The organism is Streptomyces sp. Sge12, assembly GCF_002080455.1.
Classification (GTDB): Bacteria; Actinomycetota; Actinomycetes; order Streptomycetales; family Streptomycetaceae; genus Streptomyces.
This window is the reverse complement of record NZ_CP020555.1, coordinates 1563199-1585167: the sequence shown is the minus strand read 5'-3', so window position 1 is coordinate 1585167 and position 21969 is coordinate 1563199. Positions and strand designations below refer to the sequence as shown.

At 74.5% G+C, this 21969-nt stretch carries 20 protein-coding genes; 13 read left to right on the top strand and 7 right to left on the bottom strand.

Translation table 11 applies throughout. From position 1 onward, the window contains the following. Positions 1 to 361 precede the first annotated feature (361 nt). A complete protein-coding gene (locus B6R96_RS07125; protein ID WP_030385285.1) occupies positions 362 to 910 on the top strand; it encodes a HEAT repeat domain-containing protein in 549 nt (182 codons plus the stop codon). Between the two features lie 24 nt (positions 911 to 934). Here B6R96_RS07125 and B6R96_RS07120 read toward each other — a convergent pair whose 3' ends face one another. From B6R96_RS07120 to B6R96_RS07110, 3 genes are all read right to left on the bottom strand, one after another. Continuing rightward, positions 935 to 1363: a RidA family protein gene (locus B6R96_RS07120; RefSeq protein WP_081522000.1), complete on the bottom strand. Its 429-nt coding sequence runs from the start codon at positions 1361 to 1363 to the stop codon at positions 935 to 937. A gap of 41 nt (positions 1364 to 1404) precedes the next feature. Continuing rightward, positions 1405 to 2997, bottom strand: a complete 1593-nt coding sequence (locus B6R96_RS07115) for an alpha/beta hydrolase (protein WP_081521999.1) — start codon at positions 2995 to 2997, stop codon at positions 1405 to 1407. Between the two features lie 112 nt (positions 2998 to 3109). Beyond that, positions 3110 to 4141: an Rv2578c family radical SAM protein gene (locus B6R96_RS07110; RefSeq protein ID WP_081521998.1), complete on the bottom strand. Its 1032-nt coding sequence runs from the start codon at positions 4139 to 4141 to the stop codon at positions 3110 to 3112. A gap of 174 nt (positions 4142 to 4315) precedes the next feature. Between B6R96_RS07110 and B6R96_RS07105 the strand changes: the two genes are divergently transcribed. The 4 genes from B6R96_RS07105 to B6R96_RS07090 all read left to right on the top strand — a co-directional run bounded on the left by B6R96_RS07105 (position 4316) and on the right by B6R96_RS07090 (position 9190). Beyond that, on the top strand, positions 4316 to 4759 hold the full coding sequence (locus B6R96_RS07105) for an SRPBCC family protein (protein ID WP_030385281.1): 444 nt from the start codon (positions 4316 to 4318) through the stop codon (positions 4757 to 4759). Between the two features lie 169 nt (positions 4760 to 4928). Continuing rightward, positions 4929 to 5762, top strand: coding sequence for a M55 family metallopeptidase (locus tag B6R96_RS07100; protein ID WP_081521997.1), 834 nt, complete (start codon positions 4929 to 4931; stop codon positions 5760 to 5762). Position 5763: 1 nt separating this feature from the next. Beyond that, positions 5764 to 7143 (top strand): M20/M25/M40 family metallo-hydrolase, encoded by a 1380-nt coding sequence (locus B6R96_RS07095; RefSeq protein ID WP_081521996.1) that lies wholly within the window; start codon positions 5764 to 5766, stop codon positions 7141 to 7143. A gap of 13 nt (positions 7144 to 7156) precedes the next feature. Next, positions 7157 to 9190 carry a prolyl oligopeptidase family serine peptidase gene (locus tag B6R96_RS07090; RefSeq protein ID WP_081521995.1) on the top strand — a complete coding sequence of 678 codons (2034 nt, stop codon included), beginning with the start codon at positions 7157 to 7159 and terminating at the stop codon, positions 9188 to 9190. Between the two features lie 213 nt (positions 9191 to 9403). Here the strand turns inward: B6R96_RS07090 and B6R96_RS07085 are convergent, their stop codons facing one another. Then, positions 9404 to 10033 (bottom strand): winged helix-turn-helix transcriptional regulator, encoded by a 630-nt coding sequence (locus B6R96_RS07085; RefSeq protein ID WP_053169265.1) that lies wholly within the window; start codon positions 10031 to 10033, stop codon positions 9404 to 9406. Positions 10034 to 10135: 102 nt separating this feature from the next. On the opposite strand from B6R96_RS07085, the gene B6R96_RS07080 reads away from it, so the two are divergent. Genes B6R96_RS07080 through B6R96_RS07075 form a run of 3 tightly spaced genes read left to right on the top strand, consistent with a single transcriptional unit; the run spans position 10136 to position 12936 of the window. Then, positions 10136 to 10888 carry an MBL fold metallo-hydrolase gene (locus B6R96_RS07080; protein WP_081521994.1) on the top strand — a complete coding sequence of 251 codons (753 nt, stop codon included), beginning with the start codon at positions 10136 to 10138 and terminating at the stop codon, positions 10886 to 10888. Positions 10889 to 10911: 23 nt separating this feature from the next. Beyond that, positions 10912 to 11556 (top strand): NAD(P)-dependent oxidoreductase, encoded by a 645-nt coding sequence (locus B6R96_RS36670; protein ID WP_053169269.1) that lies wholly within the window; start codon positions 10912 to 10914, stop codon positions 11554 to 11556. Between the two features lie 3 nt (positions 11557 to 11559). After that, positions 11560 to 12936, top strand: coding sequence for a multidrug effflux MFS transporter (locus B6R96_RS07075; protein WP_107475477.1), 1377 nt, complete (start codon positions 11560 to 11562; stop codon positions 12934 to 12936). Between the two features lie 382 nt (positions 12937 to 13318). Here the strand turns inward: B6R96_RS07075 and B6R96_RS07070 are convergent, their stop codons facing one another. Further along, positions 13319 to 14038, bottom strand: a complete 720-nt coding sequence (locus B6R96_RS07070; RefSeq protein WP_237291358.1) for a hypothetical protein — start codon at positions 14036 to 14038, stop codon at positions 13319 to 13321. A 131-nt stretch (positions 14039 to 14169) separates the two neighbouring features. On the opposite strand from B6R96_RS07070, the gene B6R96_RS07065 reads away from it, so the two are divergent. After that, positions 14170 to 15069 (top strand): arginase family protein, encoded by a 900-nt coding sequence (locus tag B6R96_RS07065; protein ID WP_030385272.1) that lies wholly within the window; start codon positions 14170 to 14172, stop codon positions 15067 to 15069. Positions 15070 to 15191: 122 nt separating this feature from the next. After that, a complete protein-coding gene (locus B6R96_RS07060; protein ID WP_081525013.1) occupies positions 15192 to 17213 on the top strand; it encodes a DUF5107 domain-containing protein in 2022 nt (673 codons plus the stop codon). A 15-nt stretch (positions 17214 to 17228) separates the two neighbouring features. Here the strand turns inward: B6R96_RS07060 and B6R96_RS07055 are convergent, their stop codons facing one another. Next, entirely contained in the window at positions 17229 to 18062 is an 834-nt protein-coding gene (locus B6R96_RS07055) for a methyltransferase domain-containing protein (protein ID WP_081521992.1), read from the bottom strand. Between the two features lie 209 nt (positions 18063 to 18271). Here B6R96_RS07055 and B6R96_RS07050 point away from each other — a divergent pair, with 209 nt between their 5' ends. The 3 genes from B6R96_RS07050 to B6R96_RS07040 all read left to right on the top strand — a co-directional run bounded on the left by B6R96_RS07050 (position 18272) and on the right by B6R96_RS07040 (position 21502). Next, positions 18272 to 18844, top strand: a complete 573-nt coding sequence (locus B6R96_RS07050) for a TIGR03086 family metal-binding protein (protein ID WP_081521991.1) — start codon at positions 18272 to 18274, stop codon at positions 18842 to 18844. A 175-nt stretch (positions 18845 to 19019) separates the two neighbouring features. Continuing rightward, positions 19020 to 20237, top strand: a complete 1218-nt coding sequence (locus tag B6R96_RS07045) for an aminotransferase class I/II-fold pyridoxal phosphate-dependent enzyme (RefSeq protein ID WP_081521990.1) — start codon at positions 19020 to 19022, stop codon at positions 20235 to 20237. A 32-nt stretch (positions 20238 to 20269) separates the two neighbouring features. After that, entirely contained in the window at positions 20270 to 21502 is a 1233-nt protein-coding gene (locus B6R96_RS07040; protein WP_237291357.1) for an MBL fold metallo-hydrolase, read from the top strand. Here B6R96_RS07040 and B6R96_RS07035 read toward each other — a convergent pair. After that, complete coding sequence (locus B6R96_RS07035; RefSeq protein WP_030385266.1) at positions 21465 to 21926, bottom strand: hypothetical protein; 462 nt, start codon at positions 21924 to 21926, stop codon at positions 21465 to 21467. The two genes, B6R96_RS07040 and B6R96_RS07035, sit on opposite strands and share 38 nt — an antisense overlap. Between the last annotated feature and the right edge of the window lie 43 nt (positions 21927 to 21969).

Sequence of the window (21969 nt, the reverse complement as noted above, 5' to 3'; positions counted from 1 at the left end):
GGTGCGCGCGGCGCACGGCGCGCGCGGATGCCGTACGGAAGAGCCGTGCGGTGCGAGGGCCCGGGGTGAGGGAGCCCGACGGGAGGAGCCCGCGGGGAGCATCTCCCCGGGGCGGGAACGGCGGACCCTGTCCCGGGGTCTCACCGTGAAAAAACGAACCGACCGGCACGAGGCGGCTGCGTCACCAGGCCGCCCTCGTACGTGTTGGAACGACAGTAACTCGCCGGTAACTGGTCCGCCATAGCTGGGAGATGTGACCTGTACCGCCGAAATGTACCGATCATCGATCATCGATCAACCCGCTGTCGCTGATGTCCCGAAACCCGGCGCGGCGACCGCTGTGTCCCCCTAGGGTGGCCGGGTGAACGACGTGCTGGAGCGCCTGCGGGCGGAGGCGGGACCGTCACCCGAGTACGAGGTGCTGCTCACGGCCGCCCCCGACGCCCTGGCCGCCTCCCTGACCTCGGCCGGCCTGCCGCTGTGGGCCCGCGAACTGGCCGCGTACCGGCTGGGCCTCGCCGGAGACCGCCGCGCCTTCGAGTCCCTCGTCCTGCTCCTCAACCACCGCGACCCGGCCCGCTGCTCGGCCGCCGCCGAGGCGCTGGCCGTCCTGGACGACCCGCGCACCGCCCGCGCGGCGGCGGCGCTCGCCACCAACAGCCTGCGCACCGCCTACGCCCTGCAGCCCGTGCGGCTGCTCACCGCCCTGCGCGCCCCCGAGTCCGTACCGGCCCTCATGGCCACCCTGGGGCGGCTGCTGTCCCCGCACGACCCGTACTGGCGGGTGGCGCTGGCCTGCGTCGAGGGCCTCGGCGCACTCGCCGACCCCCGCGCACGCGAACTCCTCACCCGCGCCCAGTCCCACCCCCGCCTCGCCGTCGCGGCCACGGCCGCGCTCCGCAACCTCTAGACCGCGTCTTCCGGACCGTTTCTTCTAGACCGTCTCTTCCGCAACGACCGCGAAGGCCTCCACCTCCACCAGGAGTTCGGGCCGGAACAGCGCAGAGACCTGTACCGCCGAGGAGGCCGGGAGGCGGTCCTGCGGGATCACCGCCTCGCGGGCCTCCCGTACCGCCGGGAGGTGGGCGATGTCCGTGACGAAATAGGTCAGCTTCACGACGTCGTCGAAGGTGGCCCCGGCCGCCGCCAGGCACCGGCGCAGGTTCTCGAACACCTGCCGGGCCTGGGCGGCCGGATCGCCCTCGCCCACGACCCCGCCCCGCTCGTCGAGCGCGCACTGACCCGACACGGCGACGAACCGGCCCGTGCCCCAGACGACGTGGCTGTAGTGGGGGGCCGGGCCGATCCCCTCCGGCGCCGGGACACGGGTGATGCGGCTGCTGTGCGACGGTGTCGTGGTCATGGCAGCGATCATGCCCCGGAAGGCATCAGCCCCGGAAGGCGTCATCCCCGGAAGCCGAGCAGGCCGTGCAGGGCCGCGCCGCCCGCCGACGGGGGCACGGCGCGGGTGGCCGTGGCCGGCTTCGGAGCCGGCTGGGCGGGGCAGGTGGCGTCCGAGGCCCGGCCCGTCGCCAGGTAGGCCGCCACCTTCTCGTCCAGGCACTTGTTGCCGCTCAGGGAGACGCCGTGGTTGCCGCCGCCCTCCTCGACCACCAGGGCCGAACCCGAGAGCTTCTCCCGCATGCTGAGCGCCCCCTCGAACGGGGTCGCAGCGTCCTCCGTCGCCTGCAGCAGCAGGGCCGGCGGGAGATCCGCATTGGTCACGTCCGGCGCGCGCAGCGCCTCCGTCGGCCAGAACGCGCACGGCGCGTTGTACCAGGCGTTGTTCCAGGTCATGAACGGCGCCTTGGCGTGGGTGCGCCACATGTCGGCGCGCCACTGGTTCCAGTCCTTCGGCCAGGCCGAGTCCCGGCACTGCACCGCCGTGTAGACGCTGTAGCCGTTGCCCGCCGCCGCCTCCACCGCGCCGAGCCGCCCGTAGGCGCTCGCCAGCGGCTTCGGGTCCTTGCGCACGGAGTACGCCGAGAAGGCCTCGGCGAGGAGCGGCCAGTAGCCGTTGAAGTAGCCGCCCGGCATGAAGGTGTCCTCCAGCTCCGCCGGCCCCACCCTGCCGTCCGCCGGGCTCTCGCGCAGCGCGTCCCGCATCGCGTACCAGCGCCGCTCGACCGCCGCCGGGTCGGTGCCCAGTTGGTAGGTGGCGTCGTACTGGGCCACCCAGGCCAGGAACGCCTTGTGGCGGGCGTCGAAGGCGAGGTCCTGGGCGAGGTTGTCCTCGTACCAGACGCCGCCCGGGTCGACCACGGAGTCCAGGACCAGCCGGTGCACCCGCCCCGGGTGCAGCTTGGCGTACACCGCGCCGAGGTAGGTCCCGTAGGAGTAGCCGAAGTAGCTGATCCGCTCCGCGCCGAGGGCGCCGCGCAGCACCTCGAGGTCGCGGGCGGCCGAGACGGTGTCGATGTACGGCAGCACGTCCGCGTGCCGGGACCCGCAGGACTCGGCGAAGGACCGCACCCGGTCCAGATTGGCCCGCTCGGTCGCCGCGTCCAGGGGCACCGAGTCCGGCCGGACGGGCTTGAAGTGGCTGTCCGCGCAGTCCAGGGCCGGCTCGCTCCTGCCGACGCCCCGGGGGTCGAAGCCGATCACGTCGTACTGGGCGGCCACCTCCTTGGGGAGGGCGGAGGCGACGTACGCGGCCAGGCTGCGGCCACTGCCGCCCGGGCCGCCGGGGTTGACCAGCAGCGGGCCCTGGGAGGTGGGGCCGGAGTGGGGGACCCGGGTCAGGGCGAGGGCGATCTGCCGCCCGCCCGGGCGGGCGTGGTCGAGGGGCACCTTGAGGGACGCGCACTGGAGCCTGGGCTGCGACGGGGTCGCGCACTCGGCCCAGCGCAGCGCCGCCTGCGCCTGCGCCGGGGCGGCCGGATCGGCCGGGGCGGCGGGCGCGGCCGTGACCGGGCTCGCGAGGGCGGCGGCGACGGTCGCGGCGACGGTGGAGAGCGACAGCAGGACAGCAGCGCGCTTCTTCAAGGGGTGGAGCATGGGGCCTCCCAGCCGAGGGTTCTGGGCGGAATCGTCCCGGAAACCGTGCCCGGAAGGCGGTATTACGCCGCGGATTGGCCCGATGTGATGACCGTTCAGGCGGCGCCGGACGTCACAGGAGGCTGAGCTGGGTGGCCCCGGCGGGCGCGGGGTCCTCCGGGCGCTCCGGGGTGACGATGGCGCGCGACGCTCCCCGGCGCGACGGGCCGATGCCGAATTCGGCCGCGAGTTCGTGGACTTGGCGGGTGATCCGGCGCTGGTACCAGGTGGGCGCGTAGGACCCGCCCGCGTACATCCGCTCGTACCGGGGGACCAGGTGGGGGTGGTGGGCGCCCAGCCAGGCCGTGAACCACTCGCGCGCCCCGGGCCGCAGATGGAGTACCAGGGGTGTCACGGAGGTCGCGCCGGCCTCGGCCACGGCGCGCACCGTCGCCCGCAGCTGCTCCGGGGAGTCCCCGAGGAAGGGGATCACCGGGGCCATCAGCACCCCGCACTCGATCCCGGCGTCGGTCAGGGTGCGTACGGCGGCCAGTCGGGCGGCGGGGGACGGGGTGCCCGGCTCGACCGTCCGCCAGAGCCCGGGGTCGGTGAAGCCGACGGAGACCGAGATGCCGACCTCGGCGGCGCCCGCCGCCTGGCGCAGGAGGGGGAGGTCGCGCAGGATCAGCGTGCCCTTGGTGAGGATCGAGAAGGGGTTGGCGTGGTCGCGCAGCGCCTCGATGATCCCGGGCATCAGCCGGTAGCGGCCCTCGGCGCGCTGGTAGCAGTCGACGTTGGTGCCCATGGCGATGTGTGCGCCGGACCAGCGGGGTGAGCCGAGCTCGCGGTGCAGCAGGTCGGGGGCGTTGGTCTTGACGACGATCTGCGAGTCGAAGCCGATGCCGGTGTCGAGGTCGAGATAGCTGTGGGTCTTGCGGGCGAAGCAGTACACGCAGGCGTGACTGCACCCCCGGTACGGGTTCACGGTCCATTCGAACGGCATGCGCGAGGCGCCGGGCACCCGGTTGACGATCGACCGCGCGCGCACTTCGTGGAAGGTGATCCCCCGGAATTCGGGGGTGTCGACGGTGCGGGTGACGACGGCGTCGGCCCCGAACAGCGCGGCGGGGCCGCCGGAGCCCTCGGTCAGATTCTCCCAGCGCATGGTGCCTCCTCGATGGTTCACCGGCAGAATAGAACAAACGTTCCCATGATCGTGCGGGGAACCCCCGACCGGGTGTGCGGGCGCCGGACGGCAGCCGGGGCCGGATTTGGGCGCCCGGCCCGGAGGTGGTTGGCTTCGCCGTGACGAGCGATCACAACTGCTGGAGGAACAGCTATGGCGCAGGTCGAGGCCACCACGGAGCGGATCATCGCGGCCGACGCGGAGACCGTGTTCGACGCGCTGGCGGACTACACCGGGACCCGCGGGAAGCTGCTGCCCGAGCACTTCAGCGAGTACGAGGTGCGCGAGGGCGGCGACGGCGAGGGCACCCTGGTCCACTGGAAGCTCCAGGCCACCAGCAAGCGCGTCCGCGACTGCCTGCTGGAGGTCACCGAGCCCACCGACGGCCAGCTGGTGGAGAAGGACCGCAACTCCTCCATGGTCACCACCTGGGTGGTCACCCCCGCCGGCGAGGGCAAGTCCAAGGCCGTGGTCACCACCGTGTGGAACGGCGCCGGCGGCATCGGCGGCTTCTTCGAGCGCACCTTCGCGCCCAAGGGCCTCGGCCGGATCTACGACACCCTGCTGGAGAACCTGGCCACCGAAGTGGAGCGCTGAGCAACGGCGTTGACGGTGAGGCCGGGGAAACGGCCTCACCGGATCGGGTGAACCCGGACGCCCGGCGGGCGGCGCGCCGCGCGCCGCGCCGGGGCGCGAGCCCCACGGCCCCCGGGGGCCTCGGCGGCTAGGGTGGGCCCCTGAGCGCAACCGACCGCCCGGGGGCCCGATGAAGATCCTCATCTCCGCCGACATGGAAGGCGCCACCGGCGTCACCTGGCCCGCGGACGTGCTGCCCGGAACCCCGCAGTGGGAACGCTGCCGCGTGATGTTCACCTCCGACGTCAACGCCGCCGTACTCGGCTTCTACGACGGCGGGGCCGACCAGGTCGTCATCAACGAGGCGCACTGGACCATGCGCAACCTGCTGCTGGAGAAGCTCGACGCCCGCGCCGAGATGCTCACCGGCCGCCACAAGACCCTCTCCATGGTCGAGGGCGTCCAGCACGGCGACGTCGACGGCGTCGCCTTCGTCGGCTACCACACCGGGGCCGGCTCCGAGGGGGTCCTCGCCCACACCTACCTCGCCAACTCCATCACCGGGGTCTGGCTCAACGGGACCCGCGCCAGCGAGGGGCTGCTCAACGCCCACGTCGTCGCCGAGTACGGGGTCCCCGTCATCCTGGTCACCGGCGACGACCTCACCTGCGTCGACGCCGCCGGATACGCCCCGGGCGCCGCGACCGTCGCCGTCAAGGACCACGTCTCGCGCTACGCCGCCGTATGCCGGACCCCCGCCCGCACCGCCGCAGACATCCGCGCCGCCGCGAAGGAGGCCACCGCCCTCGCCGTGCGCCGCGAACCCGTCCGCGGCGGCCCCTTCACGGTGGAGCTGGAGTTCGACGCCGCCCACCTGGCGATGGCCGCGACGGTGGTCCCGGGCGTGGAGCGCAGCGGGGAGCGCAAGGTCGCGTACAGCACCGGGACGATGTACGAGGGGATCCGGGCCTTCAAAGCGGTCACGACGGTCGTCTCGGCGGCCGTGGAGGAGCAGTATGGCTGACATGTGCGCAATCAACGCCGAGGGCCCCGCCGGCGCCGTCGACGCGCTGGACCGGGCGGACGCGGTGGACCGGGCGGCTCTCGACGAGGCCGTCGAATTCACCTCCGGTCTCATCAGGATCGACACCACCAACCGGGGCGGCGGCGACTGCCGCGAGCGTCCCGCCGCCGAGTACGTCGCCGAGCGGCTCGCCGGGGCCGGACTGGAACCGCTCCTGCTGGAGCGCACCCCGGGCCGCACCAACGTGGTCGCCCGGATCGAGGGCACCGACCCCTCCGCCGAGGCCCTCCTCGTCCACGGCCACCTCGACGTGGTCCCGGCCGAGGCCGCCGACTGGAGCGTCGACCCCTTCTCCGGCGAGGTCCGGGACGGCGTGGTCTGGGGGCGCGGCGCCGTCGACATGAAGAACATGGACGCGATGGTGCTGGCCGTCGTACGCGCCTGGGCGCGCGCGGGAGTGAAACCGCGCCGGGACATCGTGATCGCCTACACCGCCGACGAGGAGGACAGCGCGGTCGACGGCTCCGGCTTCCTCGCCGACCGGCACCCGCACCTCTTCGACGGCTGCACCGAGGGCATCAGCGAGTCCGGCGCCTTCACCGTGCACACCGGCCCCGGCGGCCGCGCCCTCTACCCGATCGCGGCGGGGGAGCGGGGCACCGCCTGGCTGAAGCTGACCGCGCACGGCACCGCCGGCCACGGATCGAAGCCCAACCGGGCCAACGCCGTCACCCGGCTCGCCGCCGCCGTCGCGCGGATCGGCGAGCACGAATGGCCCGTCCGGCTCACCGACACCGTCACCGCCTGCATCACCGAACTCGCCGCCCTGCAAGGCCTGTCGGTGGACCCGCACCGTCCCGGCCTCGACCTCGACGAGCTCCTCGACCGCCTCGGCCCGGCCGGCGCCCTGGTCCGGGCGACCGTCCGCAACAGTGCCAACCCGACCATGCTCAGCGCCGGTTACAAGCTCAACGTGATCCCCGAGCACGCCACCGCCCATGTCGACGGCCGCACCGTGCCCGGCGGCGAGGCCGAGTTCGCCGCCACCCTCGACGCCCTCACCGGACCCGACGTGCACTGGGAGTTCCACCACCGGGAGGTCGCCCTCCAGGCCCCGGTCGACGGGCGGACGTACGGGATCCTGCGCGAGTCGGTCGAGCGGTTCGACCCGGCCGGGCACGTGGTCCCCTTCTGCATGGCGGGCGGCACCGACGCCAAGCAGTTCTCCCGCCTCGGCATCACCGGCTACGGCTTCTCCCCGCTCAAGCTGCCGCCCGGCTTCGACTACTGGGCCCTCTTCCACGGCGTGGACGAGCGGGTCCCCGTCGAGGCCCTGCACTTCGGCGTCCGGGTCCTCGACCACGCACTGCGGACCCTGTGAGCGGGGCCCGGTGATGGCGGCGACGACCCGGCCCTACGGCAGCTGGCCCTCGCCCATCGACGCGGGGCTCGCCGCCTCCCTCGACGGGCGGCCCGAATACCTGGGCACGGTCGGCCCCGAGGTGTGGTGGACCGAGCCCCGGCCGCGGGAGGCCGGCCGCCGGACCCTGGTGCGCCGCCGCCTCACCGCCGCCGGCCCCGAGATCACCGAACTGCCCGCCCCGTGGAACGTGCGCAGCCGCCTCACCGAGTACGGGGGCCTGCCCTGGGCCGGGGCCGAGCGGCCCGCCGGCGGCCCCCTGCTGGTCTTCGTCCACTTCGCCGACCAGCGGCTGTACGCGTACGAGCCCGACGCGCCCGGCGGCCCCGCCCCGCGGCCCCTCACCCCGCTCTCCCGGACCGGCGGCGGCCTGCGCTGGGCCGACCCGGTGCTGCGCGGCGACGAGGTCTGGTGCGTGCTGGAGGAGTTCACCGGGCCCGCGCCGACCGATGTGCGCCGGGTGCTGGCCGCCGTACCGCTGGACGGCTCCGCCGCGCGGTCGCGCGGCGCGGTGCGGGAGCTGACGGACGACCGGTACCGCTTCACCACCGGCCCCCGGCTCTCCCCGGACGGCCGGCGCGCCGCCTGGCTGGTGTGGGACCACCCCCGGATGCCCTGGGACGGTACCGAGCTCCGCGTCGCCGACGTCACCGAGGACGGGCGGCTGGCCGACGCCGGCACGGTGCTCGGCGGCCCCGACGAGGCCGTCGCCCAGGTCGAGTGGACCGCCGAGGGGACCCTCCTCGCGGTCAGCGACCGCGGCGGCTGGTGGAACCCGTACGGCGTGGACCCGCGGACCGGTTGGGCGATGAACCTCTGCCCGCGGGAGGAGGAGTTCGGCGGCCCGCTGTGGAAACCGGGGCTGCGCTGGCTCGCACCGCTCCCCGGAGACACCCCCACCCCGCACGCCGCGGGCTCGGGGGCCGGCCTCGTCGCCGTCCTGCACGGGCAGGGCTCGTCGGTGCTCGGCATCCTCGACCCGGAGAGCGGCGACCTGGTGGACGCCGCCGGACCGTGGACCGCCTGGCAGCCCACCCTCGCCGTGCACGGCACCCGCGTCTACGGGGTCGCCGCCAGCCCGCGCAGCGCGTACGAGGTGGTCGAGCTGGACACCGCCACCGGGCACGCCCGGGCGGTCGGCGCCCGGCGCCCGGACCCGGTGGACCCCGCCTACTACCCGGAGCCGCAGAGCCGCACCTTCCTCGGCCCCGACAACCGCCAGATCCACGCGCACGTCTACCCGCCGCACCACCCGGCCGTACGGGCCGCCGCCGACGAACTGCCCCCGTACGTGGTCTGGGCGCACGGCGGACCCACCGACCACGTGCCGCCCGTACTCGACCTGCACATCGCGTACTTCACCTCGCGCGGCATCGGCGTGGTCGAGGTGAACTACGGCGGCTCCACCGGGTACGGGCGCGCCTACCGCGAGCGGCTGCGCGAGCAGTGGGGCGTGGTGGACGTGGAGGACTGCGCGGCCGTGGCCCGCGCGCTGGCCGCCGAGGGCACCGCCGACCCCGCCCGGCTCGCCATCCGCGGCGGCAGCGCGGGCGGCTGGACGGCCGCGGCCTCGCTGGCCGCCACCGACCTGTACGCCTGCGCCGCGATCATCTACCCGGTGCTGGACCTGCTGGGGTTCGCCGAGGAGACCCACGACCTCGAATCCCGCTACATCGAGAGCCTGGCCGGGCCGCCGCAGACCCTGGCCGTACTCGGCCGCGAGCGTTCCCCGCTGGCCCGGGCCGACGCGATCACGGCCCCCTTCGTCCTGCTCCAGGGGCTGGAGGACCCGGTGTGCCCGCCGGCCCAGGCGGAGCGGCTGCTCGCCGCGCTGCGGGACCGGTCGGTGCCGGTGCCGCACGCGTACGTGACCTTCGAGGGCGAGGGCCACGGCTTCCGCCGGGCGGACACCCTGATCCGCGCACTGGAGGCCGAACTCTCCCTGTACGCGCAGGTCTTCGGCATCGAACGCACCGACGTCCCACGGCTGGAGCTGAGCACCGGCTGACGGGAACCCGGGAACTGCGCACTGCACCGCACGCCCGCTGGGCCGGCCCCGCCGCGCCGGGTGCCTCCGGCCCTTGATGCGACCGACCGGCCGGTGGCCTCGTTCATCCCCAGCGGTTCCGGCTCAGGTTCTGTGGTCCGGCCGCATGGAGTGACGGCGGGAGTGGCGAGTCGGGTCGAGCTTGAGATCGCAGGCCCGCGAGCGGCCGGTCGCTCAGCGGGGCAGGATGCGCATTACCGCCTCGCGTTCGCCGCTGAGCCGCAGGCCTTGCTGTTCTGCGGCGCTCAGATCGAGGTCGCCGAGCAGAGTCGCAGCCAGCAGGTGCGGCGGTCCGGTCAGTGACGCGGTGGGGTCGTCGACCCGGCCGGCGTGTGTGTGCACCGAGCCGTCCTTGACTTCGATGACCAGGTCTTCGTTGCCGTCGGCGTGCAGTTGCAGGGCGATCGCCGGCTGGTCGGGGCGGTGGTCGGTCAGTGCCCGGGCGGGCATGTCCAGCCAGTGGGTGCGGAAGGTGTCGTTGCCGCCCGGCTCACGCAACAGCGGCACGCCCCACCTGCTCAGCTCCCGCAGCACCGGCTCGAGCGTGCGGCCACGCTCGGTGAGGGAGAACAGGGTGGTGGCCACCGGCGGCGGGGCGGCCTCGCGGTGGATCAGGCCGGCTTCCTCGAGTTCGCGGAGCCGGTCGACCAGCAGGTTGCTGGCGATCCCGGGCAGCCCGTTGCGCAGGTCGGTGTGCCGGCAAGGACCCAGGGCGAGCAGTTCGCGGACGATCAGCAGGGTCCATCGGTCGCCGACGGTGTCCAGTGCCTTCGCGATGCCGCAGTACTGCCCATAGGTGCGCATGCCACCACCCTACATCGTGGTGTTGAGATTCTACATCGGGGTGTTGAGATTCAAAACTCTCTTGTTGACTTTCTCAACAAGGTCGGTCTAGCGTCGCTGCCCATGACCCCCACCCTTTCCGTCCGCCGGCTGGCCTGGGCCGGCGTCGAGATCCGTCTCGGCGACACCCGCCTGCTGATCGACCCGCTCGAGAACGTCGCTCCGCTGGCGCCGGTGATGGGGCCGCCGCACCGGCCGGTCGACCCGGTCGATACCCCGCCCGGCACCCACGCCCTCATCACCCACCTGCACCCCGACCACTACGACCACGACCTGATCGCCCGGATCGCGGCCACCGGCACGATCGGCTGCCACACCCCCAGCGCGGCCGGGCTGCGCGAGGCGGGCATCACCCCCGTCGCCCAGGACCTGGGCCGGTCACGGCGCATCGGAGAGCTGACCGTCACCTCGGTGACCTCGCTGGACTGGCGCGGCAACGACTGTGACCAGGTCGCCTGGGTCGTCGAAGGCGCCGGCCGGCGGGTCATCCACTGCGGCGACACCCAGTGGCACGGCAGCTGGTGGCAGATCGCCCGCGACCACGGCCCGTTCGACGTCGCGTTCGTCCCGGTCAACGGCGTGATCGCCCACTTCGAGGGCTACGCGGCCAACGTCCCGGCGACCATGACCCCCGAGCAGGGCGTCGAGGCCGCCGTCGCACTCGGCGCCGGCACCGTCTGCGCCATGCACTACGGCCTGTTCCACAACCCGCCGTTCTACACCGAACAACCCGATATCGAGCAGCGCTTCCAGCACGCCGCCGACGAGCGCGGCATCACCGCGGCCATCGTCGCCGACGGCCAGCCCGTCCTGTGACCATCAGAAACAAGGAGCAGCACATGAAGATCGTCCTGTTCGGTGCCAGCGGCAACATCGGCCGGCCCACCACCGAGGAACTACTGCGTCGCGGCCACACCGTCACCGCGGTCACCCGAGCCGGCCACATCGACGGACTGGGGCACAAGGCCCTGACCGTGACCACCGGTGACGTCACCGACCCCGCGGCGGTCGCCGGACTCGCCGCCTCCCACGACGCCGTGCTCTCGGCCGTCGGCCCCCGGATCGGCCAGGAGAACGACCGCGCCACGATCGTCGGTGCCGCCCGTGCGCTGATCGACGGACTCCGCCGGGCCGGCGTCACCCGACTGGTCACCATCGGCGGTGCCGGTAGCCTGCGCACGCCCACCGGCGCCCGGGTCATGGACGACCCGGACTTCCCCGCGCTGTGGAAGGCCAACGCCGAGGCCCAGTCCGAAGCGCTCGACCTCTACCGCGGCGTGCACGACCTCGACTGGACGTACGTGTCGCCCGCCGCAGTCATCGGAGCGGGCGAGCGGACCGGGGCCTACCGCAGCGCCGGGGACACCCTGCTCACCGACGACGACGGCAACAGCCGCATCTCGTACGCCGACTACGCGATCGCCTTGGCCGACACGATCGAGAGCGGCACCGCGATCCGCCGCCGCATCACCGTGGCGTACTGAGCCATGAGCAACGACGCCGCCGGCCGGCAAACCCGCTTCATCGTCCTGCTCGCAGCGCTCGTGGCCCTGGGACCACTGTCCATCGACGGCTACCTGCCCGGACTGCCGGACCTCGCCGGCGACCTGCGCGCCGGCGCCGCGGCCACCCAGCTCACCATCACCGCCTGCCTGGCCGGGCTGGCCATCGGGCAGCTGATCGCCGGGCCGCTGAGCGACACCTACGGCCGGCGGCGTCCGTTGCTGGCGGGCCTCGCCCTCTACACGATCGCCAGCGCGCTCTGCGCGGTGGCGCCCGACGTCCGGACCCTCGTCGGCCTACGCCTGGTCCAGGGCATCGGCGGGGCGTTCGGCATCGTCATCGCCAACGCCATGGTCCGCGACCGCACCTCCGGAACCCGCACCGCACGCCTCTTCTCCGCACTGACCTTGATCACCGGCCTGGCGCCGGTGTTCGCGCCGGTCCTCGGCGGCCAGCTGCTGCGCGTCACGGCCTGGCCGGGGATCTTCGTGGCCCTGGCCGTACTCGGCGCGGTGATGCTGGCGGCCTCCGCCGCAGGACTGCCGGAGACCCGGTCCTCCGCGCCACGCCAGCCGCTGCCGGCTGTCGTCGGGCAGCTGCTCGGCGACCGGGTCTTCACCGGGTACGTCCTGGCCAACGGCCTGGTCTTCGCGGCGATGTTCGCCTACATCTCCGGCTCGCCGTTCGTCTTGCAGGAGATCCACGGCCTGTCACCGCAGCAGTACAGCGCCGTGTTCGCCGTCAACGCCGCCGGACTCATTGCGGCCGCCCAGATCAGCGGCCGGCTGGTGGCCCGGGCCGGCGCCCGCGTGCTGCTGCTCGCCGGTCTGCTGGGCGCGACAGCCGGTGGCACCACGGTCTTGGGCGCGGTGCTGACACGGGCACCCCTGCCCGCGCTCCTGATCGGCCTGTTCGTCCTGGTCTCCAGCGTGGGCCTCGTCATGCCGAACGCCGCGGCCCAGGCCCTGGCCGACCACGGCGGACACGCCGGGTCGGCCGCCGCGCTGCTCGGCTTCAGCCAGTTCATGATCGGCGGGGCACTTGCCCCGCTGGCCGGCGCGGGTGGCGCCACCGACGCCTTGCCGATGGGAATCATCGTCGCCGTACTGCCGGCGCTCGCTCTGCTCACACTCGGCGTCCTCACCCGGCCGATGCCCGGTGAGCGCACTCGCAGGCCGGCTCGCCAAGGACCTGCCGGGCACCGGCGGCCGCGCCGGCACATCGACCGCAGACGCGTCAAGGTCCACCAGCAGCTGAAGGGCCGGTGGCCCAACCGTCGCGAACCGCGCCTGCCCGGCACACCCTCCGCCAGGCCGAGGTTTGACGCGCGGGGGACAGAGCACCACCGGCATTCGGACTGACACTACTGAAGAACGGTGTCGGCTCCGGGCGACGGTGGCGAGCAGCAGGGCGCCGGGGGTGCTGCCCGCGACCGCCGCGATGACGGCGAGGCCGAAGACGTGCAGGCCGACGACCGGACTGATCCTGGCCGCCATGGCCAGCGGGACGTACAGCAGGAGGCCGTGGCGCAGTCCCGGTCCAGCCGGCGTCACGGGGTGCGCCGGCCCGACGCGGTGCGAGGAGCAGCCGGAGGGAGGAGGCGCTCGCGAGTACGCGCAGGGCGACGGCGGCGGCCGCGGGCAGGGCCCGGCGTCCGCCCGGACGAGGACGAGCCCCAACAGGGCACCGATAGCGCCGACCGGTCCGAGCAGATGGCACCGCGCCGGTCCCACGCGAAGTGGATCAATCGGCCGAAGCGTGGTCCGCGCCGCCGGCTCGCAGCCATACCCGTACCGGCCCGATCGGCGTGAACCCGGCCCGGAGCGCCGCCTCGAGGTCCTCCCCGTGCTCGTAGCCGACCACGTCCAGCTCCGGCCACCGCACGGCGACCGCGCAGAGGACCCCCGCCCAGGCGGCTCCGAACACGTTGGACACCCCGACCACGCCCCCGCCGGTGCTCGCGACGGCCCCGGCGACGATCCGGCCCCCGGCGCGACCGGCCAGGAACACGGTCCCCTCGCCGAGCAGCTCCGGACGGAACACCCCGCCGCTCGCGGCCTCCCAGCCGGCCAGCTCCGCGGCGTCCGTGACCTCCGACCACTCCGGGCCGCCCGCCTCTGCCTCCGCCGCCGGGAGCGGCGCCCCGGCCGGACGGTGGATCCACTGCGCCTCGAACAACACCTCGAAGCCGGCCCCGGCCAGATCGAGATCGGCGAAGCTGTCCTTGACCGAGCAGCCGGGGGAGTCGGTGTCGACCCCCAGGAGCACCCGCTCGGCCGGTACGCCCGGCTCCAGGGTCACGGCATCGGGATACATCGGCGGCGTCCGCCGCGGACTGACCCAGAGCCCGTCGCCCTCGTACCGCGGAGCCACCCCGTGCGCCCGGCAGACCGCGTCGCACCAGGCGGCATTGTTCAAAGCGGCCTTGCGCAGCAACGTCGTTCCCGTTCCGTCCGTGACCACCCGCCCGATGCTGTCACACGTCCCCACACCCCTGCGCCGATGTCGACGGCGCCCGGCGCGAGCACGAGCGCCGGGGGCCGGCACCGCGGAAACGCCGGCCCCCGAGGGGTCGCATCGCCCAGGATGAGGGCATGCGAACCCTCGTGCTCCTCGACGCCCCCTCCAACCTCGGCCTGCGCCCGCCCGCGCCCGGCGCCGTCCCGGGCGTCTACAAGCTCGCCGGGGCCCTGCGCGAACAGGGACTGCTCGCCCGGCTCGGTGCCCGCGAGGGCGGGGTGGTCGTGCCGCCGCGCTACGACCGCGGCGACTGGCGGGAGGGCGACGGCGTGTTCCACGCCGAGGCCCTCGCCGCGTACACCGTCACCCTCGCCGACCGCATCGAACGGCACCTGCGGGCCGGGGAGTTCCCCGTCGTGCTCGGCGGCGACTGCTCCATCCAGCTCGGCGCCGCCCTCGCGATGCGCCGCCTCGGGCGCTACGGGCTGGCCGCCATCGACGGCTCCGCCGACTTCCGCCACCCCGGCAACGCGGCCGTGAACGGACCCGTGGGCGCGGCCGGCGGTGAGGAGCTCGCCCTCTCCACCGGGCGCGGCCAGGCCGACCTGTCGGACCTGGAGGGGCTCTCGCCGTACCTGCGCGACGAGGACGTGCGGCTCTTCGGGCTGCGCGACGGCGACCCGGACCTTCCCGAGCTGCACGCGGCCGGGATCTCCGTCGCCACCGTCGGGCAGATCCGCCGATGCGGTGCGGGCCCGGTGGCGCGGGCGGCACTGGACGGGCTGCACCCGCCGGACACCGCCGGGTTCTGGGTGCACCTGGACGCCGACGTACTGGACCCGGCCGTCATGCCGGCCGTGGACAGCCCCGACCCCGGCGGCCTGGTCCCCGACGAACTGGCCGAACTGCTGGCCGTGTTGGTGCGTTCACCGCGCTGCGCCGGGATCAACGTCACCATCTACGACCCGGACCTGGACCCGGACGGCCGTGCGGGCGCCCTCCTCGCCGATCTCGTGGCCGGCGCCTTCGCCTAGGCCGGTGTCGGGCCGGGCCGGTGTCGGGCCGGGCTCGCGGTGGCGGGGCTTTGCGTAATCCTGACCGGTGGTCCTCCGCGGAACCCCTGTGCACCGGCCGCCCGGGCGTGTTCCATTTCTCCATGGCCACCACCGTCCGACGCGCCGTACTGACCCTCCCCGCAGCCCCGTTGGGCTCGGACAACCCGCTGCCCGCCCTGCGCGCGCCCGACGAGATGCACACCCTGGACGACCGTGCCCTCGAGGGAATGCCGCGCGACATGGCGCGGCAGATCCGCTACGAGCCGCTGCGCTCGCTGCTGCCCGCACCGATCCGCGACGGGTACGGACGGGAGCGCACGGAGCGGGAGTTCGACTCGATCGTCATCGAGAACGACCACCTCCGCGTCACGGTGCTGCCGGGGCTCGGCGGGCGCGTCCACTCGCTCGTGCACCTGCCGACCCGGCGCGAACTGCTCTACCGCAACCCGGTCTTCCAGCCCGCCAACTTCGCGCTCAACGGTGCCTGGTTCTCCGGCGGCATCGAGTGGAACACCGGCGCGACCGGCCACACGACCCTCTCCTGCGCCCCGCTGCACGCCGCGCTCGTACCCGCCCCGGACGGGGGCGTGATGGTCCGGCTGTGGGAGTGGGAGCGCCTGCGCGACCTGCCGTTCCAGGTGGACCTGTGGCTGCCCGAGGCCTCGGAGTTCCTCTACGTCGGCGTCCGCGTGCGCAACCCGCACGAGCGGCCCGCCCCCGTGTACTGGTGGTCCAACATCGCCGTCCCGGAGGACCCCGGCACCCGGGTGCTCGCCCCCGCCGACGAGGCCTGGCACTTCGGGTACGAGCGCGCGCTGCGCCGCATCCCCGTACCGGAGTGGGAGGGCGCGGACCGTACGTACCCGCTGCGCGGCGAGTACCCGGCCGACTTCTTCTACGAGGTCCCGAGCGGAGCCCGGCCCTGGATCGCCTCGCTGGACGCCGCCGGGCACGGGCTCGTGCAGACCTCCACCGCGCGGCTGCGCGGGCGCAAGCTCTTCGTGTGGGGCGCGGGCGGTGGGGGCCGGCGCTGGCAGGAGTGGCTCACCGAGCCGGGTACGGGCGGCTACGCCGAGATCCAGGCCGGACTGGCCCGGACCCAGCTGGAGCACGTACGGCTGGAGGGCGGCGCGGAGTTCAGCTGGCTGGAGGCGTACGGGCCGCTGTCGGCGGAGCCGGCACAGGTGCACGGCGCGGACTGGACGGCGGCCCGCGGCGCGGCGGAGGGCGCGCTGGAGGCCGTGCTGCCGCGGGAGCGGGTGGACGCGGCGTACGAGGCGTGGCGCGGCTGCGCCGACACCGAACCGGGGGAGCGGCTGGCGCAGGGCTCGGGCTGGGGCGCGCTGGAGGTGCTGCGCGGGGGCATCGAACTGCCGGGCACGCCCTTCGGGGAGGACACGCTCGGGGAGGAGCAGGAGCCGTGGCTCGCACTGTGGCGCACGGGGGTCCTGCCCGCTCCGCGCCGGGTGGTCCCGCCGGGGCCGAGCCTGGTCGCCGCGCACTGGCGGGACATGCTGGAGACGGCCCCGGCGGATCCGCTGACCGAATACCACCTGGGCGTGGCCCAGTGGCACGCCGGGGACGTGGCCCAGGCGGTACGCAGCTGGGAGCGCGGGCTGGCGCTGGCCCCCTCGCGGTGGCCGCTGCTGCGGTGCCTGGCGGTGGCGGACTCCCTGGCGGGGGACGCGGAGCGGGCGGCCGACGGCTTCGCGGCGGCCTTCGAGGACCTGGTCGTGGAGAGCCGCGGCGGCGATCCGTGGACGGCAGCGGAGTCGGCGCTCGGCCGGGAGGCGATGGCCGCCCTGCTCGCGGCGGGCCGGCTGCCCCAGGCCCGCGCCGTCTGGGACCGCCTGCGGCCCGCGCTGCGCGAGCAGGGCCGCTTCCGGCTCCTCGCGGCCCGGCTCCTCGCGGCGGAGGGCCATGTGCGGGCGGCCCGCCGGGTCTTCGAGGACGGCTTCGAACTGCCGGACCTCCGGGAGGGCGAGGAGACCCTGGCCGAGGTCTGGTCCACCCTCACGGACTGCCCCCTGCCGCCCCGCTACGACTTCCGCATGCGGCCCGCAAGCCACGACCAGGCCCAGGCCCATGCCCAGGCCCCGATCCCCGGCCCGGACAAGGCCTAGGGGGCGTCCGGGCGGTCAGGCACGGCACAGGATTTCGGCGTTCAGGACCGTGAACCACGCGTCGGGGTGCGCGCCCCAGGCGGGCCAGGACTCGGCGACCGCGTCCAGGTCCTCCGTCGTGGTGTGGCCGCCGCGGGTGGCGATGGCCGCGTACGCGGAGGCGCGGGTGCGGTCCGCCCACAGGGCCGACCACCAGGCGGTCTCCTCCGGGGTGGCGAAGCACCAGGCCGTCGCCGAGCAGGTGACGTCCGTGAAACCGGCCTCCCGGGCCCAGGCCCGCAGGTGGCGGCCCGCGTCCGGTTCGCCGCCGTTGGCGCGGGCCACCCGCCGGTACAGGTCCAGCCAGGCGTCCAGGCCGGGCGCGGCCGGGTACCAGGTCATCGCCGCGTAGTCGGCGTCGCGCGCGGCCACGATCCCGCCCGGCCGGCACACCCGCCGCATCTCGCGCAGTGCCTGCACCGGGTCGCCGACGTGCTGGAGCACCTGGTGGGCGTGGACCACGTCGAAGGAGTCGTCGGGGAAGTCCAGCGCGTGGACGTCCGCGGCGGCGAAGGACACGGCGTCGCCCAGTCCGCGCTCCTCGGCGTACGCGCGGGCCTGCTCCAGGACGTCCCCGGCGGCGTCGACGGCGGTGACGCGGCCGCCCGGTGCGACCAGTTCGGCCAGGTCCGCGGTGATCGTGCCCGGGCCGCAGCCGACGTCCAGCACCCGCATCCCGGGGCGCAGCTCGCCGATCAGGTACGCGGCGGAGTTCTCTGCGGTGCGCCAGCGGTGCGAGCGCAGGACCGACTCGTGGTGGCCGTGCGTGTAGACGGCGGTCTCCTTGGCGGCGTTCGTGGCGGCATTCATGGCCGGGCCCCTCTTCGTTTCGTCGTCGAAGCGTGGGTCCCACCGTAGGCGATCAGTTCGTCATTCGAGACTGGCATTTTGACATGTGGACACTGCCCTTGTGTGCCAAGGGCATTGGCCGGGGCGGTGGCAGGGAAATGAAGGTGCGAGGAGAGTGGCTGCGTGGGGGCACATAGGGCACATCCCCAGGGCGGACGGTGGTGAGGGGCATGACGGACACGCTGCTCGAACGGCACGCCGAGGCGCTGAGGCTCTTCGGTGAGCGGGTGCGCGACGTGCGCGGCGACCAGTGGGGCGCGCCGACCCCGTGCGCGGAGTGGAACGTGCGGGAGCTGGTCAACCACGTCACCGCGGAGCAGCTCTGGATCCCGCCGCTGGTCTCCGAGGGCCGCACCGTCGAGGAGCTGGCCGGCAGCTTCTCCGGTGATGTGCTGGGTGAGGACCCGGTCGCGGCCTGGGACCGGGCCTCGGCCGCCGCGCATGCCGCCTTCGCCGCGTCCGGCGCGATGGACCGGACCGTCCGCCTCTCGTACGGGCCCGCGCTCGGGTCGGCGTACTGCTCGGAGCTGACCGCCGACTGCGTGGTGCACACCTGGGACCTCGCCCGGGGCATCGGCGCCGGCGACCGGCTGCCCGACAGCCTCGTCGAGTTCTCGATCAAGGAGATCATGCCGTACGCCGACGGACTGGCGTCCAGTGGTGCGTACGCCGAGCCGGTGGAGGTCCCGGCGGGCGCGGACGCGCAGACCAGGCTCCTCGCGATGGTGGGGCGGAAGGGCTGACGCGCCGGGTCGCCCTCCCGCACAACAGGCATACAGCCCCAAATAATCGTATAAAGGTCAGGTCTGGTGGGGCGCCACGGGACCCGGCAGCCCCGGAACCCCGGAACCCCGGCAGCCCCGGAAGCCCCGGCAGGCGTGGCAGGGCGAGCGCGGAAGGCGGACAGCGGTGGCGGGGATGCAGCGCACGGCGGCGGAGGGCCGCGGCCCGGTCCGGTACGGCCCGCCCGCCCCCCAGCCCGGCCTGCCCGTGCTCCCCGAACTGCTCGCCGTGCTGGCCGCGGCCGCCGGCCGCGCCGCTCCCGAGCCCCCCGGCGGCGGCGAGGCCGTACGGGAGGCCGCCTGCCGGTACTGGGGGCGGCGCGGGCTGGCCACCGCCCCCGAGTACGTGGCCGCGGGCCCCGGAGCCCCGGGGCTGCTGCTGGCCCTGCTCGGGGCGTACGGGGGCGACGTGATGCTGCCCCGGCCCTGTCCCGCCTGGTGGACCCCGCAGGTCCGGCTGCTGGGACGGCGCGCCTATCACGTGCCGACCCCGGCCGAGTGCGGCGGGATCCCGGACCCCTACGCCCTGTTGGAGACCGTGCGGCGGGTGCGCGCCGAGGGCGGCGACCCGCGGGTCCTGCTGCTGTCGGTCGCCGACGACCCCACCGCGACCGTGCCGCCGCCCGAGATGCTGCACGAGGCGTGCGAGGCCGCCGAATCCGCCGGGCTCTTCGTCGTCAGCGACGAGAGCTGGCGCGACACCGTCCACCGCCCTCACGAGACCCTGGTCCTCAGCCCCGCCGAGATGCTCCCGGACCGGGCCGCGGTCCTCGTCGACCTGTCCGGGGCGCTGCTGCCCGCCGGCTGGCCCGCCGCCGTCGTCCGCTTCCCCGACACCCCGCGCGGGACCTGGCTGCGCGCCCGCACCCTCGACGTCCTCACCGCCACCGGCGCGATGGTCGCCGGACCCGTCGCGGGAGCCGCCGCGCACGCCCTCGACGAACCCGACGCCGTCGCGGGACGCGCCTACGCCGCCGCTGCCCTGCACGGCGTGGTGGCCGCCGAGGCCCACCGCCGCCTGCTCGCGGCCGGTGCGCTGGCCCGGCCCCCGCAGGCCGGCCGGCACCTGTACGCCGACCTCACGCCGCTGCGCCCGGGCCTCGCCCGGCAGGGCGTCGGCGACGCCATGGAACTGGAGGACTGGCTCGGCGCCCGGCTCGGCGCGCCGACGCCCGGCGGGCAGCGGTTCGCCGACGAACTGGGTGCGCTGCGCGTGCGGTTGTCCACCGGGCCGCTGCTGGGCGCCACCCCCGAGGAGCGGCTGGCCGCGCTCACCGCCCGCGACCCGCTCGCGCTCCCGCACGTACGGGACTCCCTGGAACTCCTCGGATCAGTCCTGGCCGGGCTGGCCTGACCTCCCGACCCCCGGTGAACGGAGACTTCGCGATGAGGGACCGGACGGACGCCCCCGCCCCCGATTCCGCCCCCGATTCCACCGCCGTGGCGGCGCCGGTACGGCCCACCGCCACCCGGCGCCCGGAGCCGCATCCGGAGCCCCACCAGGAGCCGCACCCGGAGCCCGGGCCGGAGCTGGAGCCGGAGCCGCGCCCGGAGCCGGAGCGCGAACGTCCGTGCGCCCCGCGCCCGCTCGGTGAACACCGCCGCTGGCCCCGCTCCTTCGCGGACCGGCTGACCACCCCGCTCCCCGGGGTCCGCGCCTTCGCCCGGCTCGCCCGCGAGGGCGCCTTCCGCCCGGGCCCCGAAGGGCTGCGGGGCATCCCCGACCTGCCCTACGCGCCGGGCCCGCTGCCCGCCGCGCCCCCCGGGACCGTCTCCGTCACCTGGGCCGGACACGCCAGCTGGGTCCTTCGCACCGGTGGGCTGACCGTACTGACCGACCCCGTCTGGTCCCGGCGGATCCTCGGCACCCCGGCCCGGATGACCCCCGTCGGGGTGCGCTGGGAGGATCTGCCGCCGGTGGACGCGGTCGTGATCAGCCACAACCACTACGACCACCTCGACGCGCCCACCCTCAGGCGGCTGCCCCGGCACACGGCCCTGTTCGTACCGGCGGGGCTGGCCGGCTGGTTCCGCCGTCGCGGCTTCACCCGGGTCACCGACCTCGACTGGTGGGAATCGGCGGAACTGGGCGGCGTGCGATTCGAGTTCGTCCCCGCCCACCACTGGTCGAAGCGGTCGCTGATCGACACCTGCCGGTCCCTGTGGGGCGGCTGGATCCTCACCGACACCCGGAGCGCGGAGCCGCGGAAGGTCTACTTCGCGGGCGACACCGGCTACGGGCACTGGTTCGGCGAGATCGGCCGCCGCCACCCCGGCATCGACCTCGCCCTGCTGCCCGTCGGCGCGTACGCCCCGCGGTGGTGGCTCCGCGACGTCCACGCCGACCCGGAGGAAGCGGTCCGGGCCTGCCTCGACCTCGGTGCCCGCCGGATGGCCCCCATGCACTGGGGCACCTTCGTCCTCTCCGCGGAGCCGGTCATGGAGCCCCTGCACCGCACCCTGGCCGCCTGGTCCGGGGCCGGCCTGCCCCGCGAGGACCTCTGGGACCTGCCGATCGGCGGCTCCCGCACGCTGGCCCCGGACGCCTCCGGGACCAGCGATCGAGCGGAGCCCCCCGGGGTCAGTGGTGCCAGGCCTGACCGCCCACGTTGTGGATGAACCGCTGGAGCACCTTGAGGGTGATCAGGTACTCCTCGTCGGAGATCCCCGAGTGCCGCTCGTCCCACAGGTCCTTCTGCAGGGCCGCGGCCTTGTCGAAGAACTCCCGGCCCTCGTGGGTCATCTCCAGGCGCCCTTCGGCGTCCTGGGTGATCCAGCCCTGGACGATGGCCGAATCCATCTCCTCGGACAGCGCCTCCTCGCCCACCGAGAGGTAGCCCCGCAGGGTCTCGGTCACCTCGTCCCGGGTCCGGACCTCGTCACCGGCCAGCGCGACCCGGGCGAGGATCCACCACTGGGGCTGGGTGGTGCCGAGCCCGGCGAGCGCGCCGCGGGTGCGGGCCACGACCGCGTCGTAGGCGGCCCAGCTCCAGTAGCCGATGGGCTGGCGGATCAGTTCGGCGTCGTCGTGCGAGTACTCCATGGTGGATCTTCTCCCCGTTCGCTGTGCAGGAACGTGCACTGGG

What these genes read in the sequence shown, in the direction of transcription:
- B6R96_RS07060 (WP_081525013.1), top strand. Translation starts at nt 15,192, where the DNA reads ATGGCCACCACCGTCCGACGCGCCGTACTGACCCTCCCCGCAGCCCCG.
- B6R96_RS07035 (WP_030385266.1), bottom strand. Translation starts at nt 21,926, where the DNA reads ATGGAGTACTCGCACGACGACGCCGAACTGATCCGCCAGCCCATCGGC.
- B6R96_RS07065 (WP_030385272.1), top strand. Translation starts at nt 14,170, where the DNA reads ATGCGAACCCTCGTGCTCCTCGACGCCCCCTCCAACCTCGGCCTGCGC.
- B6R96_RS07085 (WP_053169265.1), bottom strand. Translation starts at nt 10,033, where the DNA reads ATGCGCACCTATGGGCAGTACTGCGGCATCGCGAAGGCACTGGACACC.
- B6R96_RS36670 (WP_053169269.1), top strand. Translation starts at nt 10,912, where the DNA reads ATGAAGATCGTCCTGTTCGGTGCCAGCGGCAACATCGGCCGGCCCACC.
- B6R96_RS07115 (WP_081521999.1), bottom strand. Translation starts at nt 2,997, where the DNA reads ATGCTCCACCCCTTGAAGAAGCGCGCTGCTGTCCTGCTGTCGCTCTCC.
- B6R96_RS07080 (WP_081521994.1), top strand. Translation starts at nt 10,136, where the DNA reads ATGACCCCCACCCTTTCCGTCCGCCGGCTGGCCTGGGCCGGCGTCGAG.
- B6R96_RS07120 (WP_081522000.1), bottom strand. Translation starts at nt 1,363, where the DNA reads ATGACCACGACACCGTCGCACAGCAGCCGCATCACCCGTGTCCCGGCG.
- B6R96_RS07075 (WP_107475477.1), top strand. Translation starts at nt 11,560, where the DNA reads ATGAGCAACGACGCCGCCGGCCGGCAAACCCGCTTCATCGTCCTGCTC.
- B6R96_RS07105 (WP_030385281.1), top strand. Translation starts at nt 4,316, where the DNA reads ATGGCGCAGGTCGAGGCCACCACGGAGCGGATCATCGCGGCCGACGCG.
- B6R96_RS07055 (WP_081521992.1), bottom strand. Translation starts at nt 18,062, where the DNA reads ATGAATGCCGCCACGAACGCCGCCAAGGAGACCGCCGTCTACACGCAC.
- B6R96_RS07090 (WP_081521995.1), top strand. Translation starts at nt 7,157, where the DNA reads ATGGCGGCGACGACCCGGCCCTACGGCAGCTGGCCCTCGCCCATCGAC.
- B6R96_RS07110 (WP_081521998.1), bottom strand. Translation starts at nt 4,141, where the DNA reads ATGCGCTGGGAGAATCTGACCGAGGGCTCCGGCGGCCCCGCCGCGCTG.
- B6R96_RS07100 (WP_081521997.1), top strand. Translation starts at nt 4,929, where the DNA reads ATGAAGATCCTCATCTCCGCCGACATGGAAGGCGCCACCGGCGTCACC.
- B6R96_RS07045 (WP_081521990.1), top strand. Translation starts at nt 19,020, where the DNA reads ATGCAGCGCACGGCGGCGGAGGGCCGCGGCCCGGTCCGGTACGGCCCG.
- B6R96_RS07095 (WP_081521996.1), top strand. Translation starts at nt 5,764, where the DNA reads ATGTGCGCAATCAACGCCGAGGGCCCCGCCGGCGCCGTCGACGCGCTG.
- B6R96_RS07040 (WP_237291357.1), top strand. Translation starts at nt 20,270, where the DNA reads ATGAGGGACCGGACGGACGCCCCCGCCCCCGATTCCGCCCCCGATTCC.
- B6R96_RS07050 (WP_081521991.1), top strand. Translation starts at nt 18,272, where the DNA reads ATGACGGACACGCTGCTCGAACGGCACGCCGAGGCGCTGAGGCTCTTC.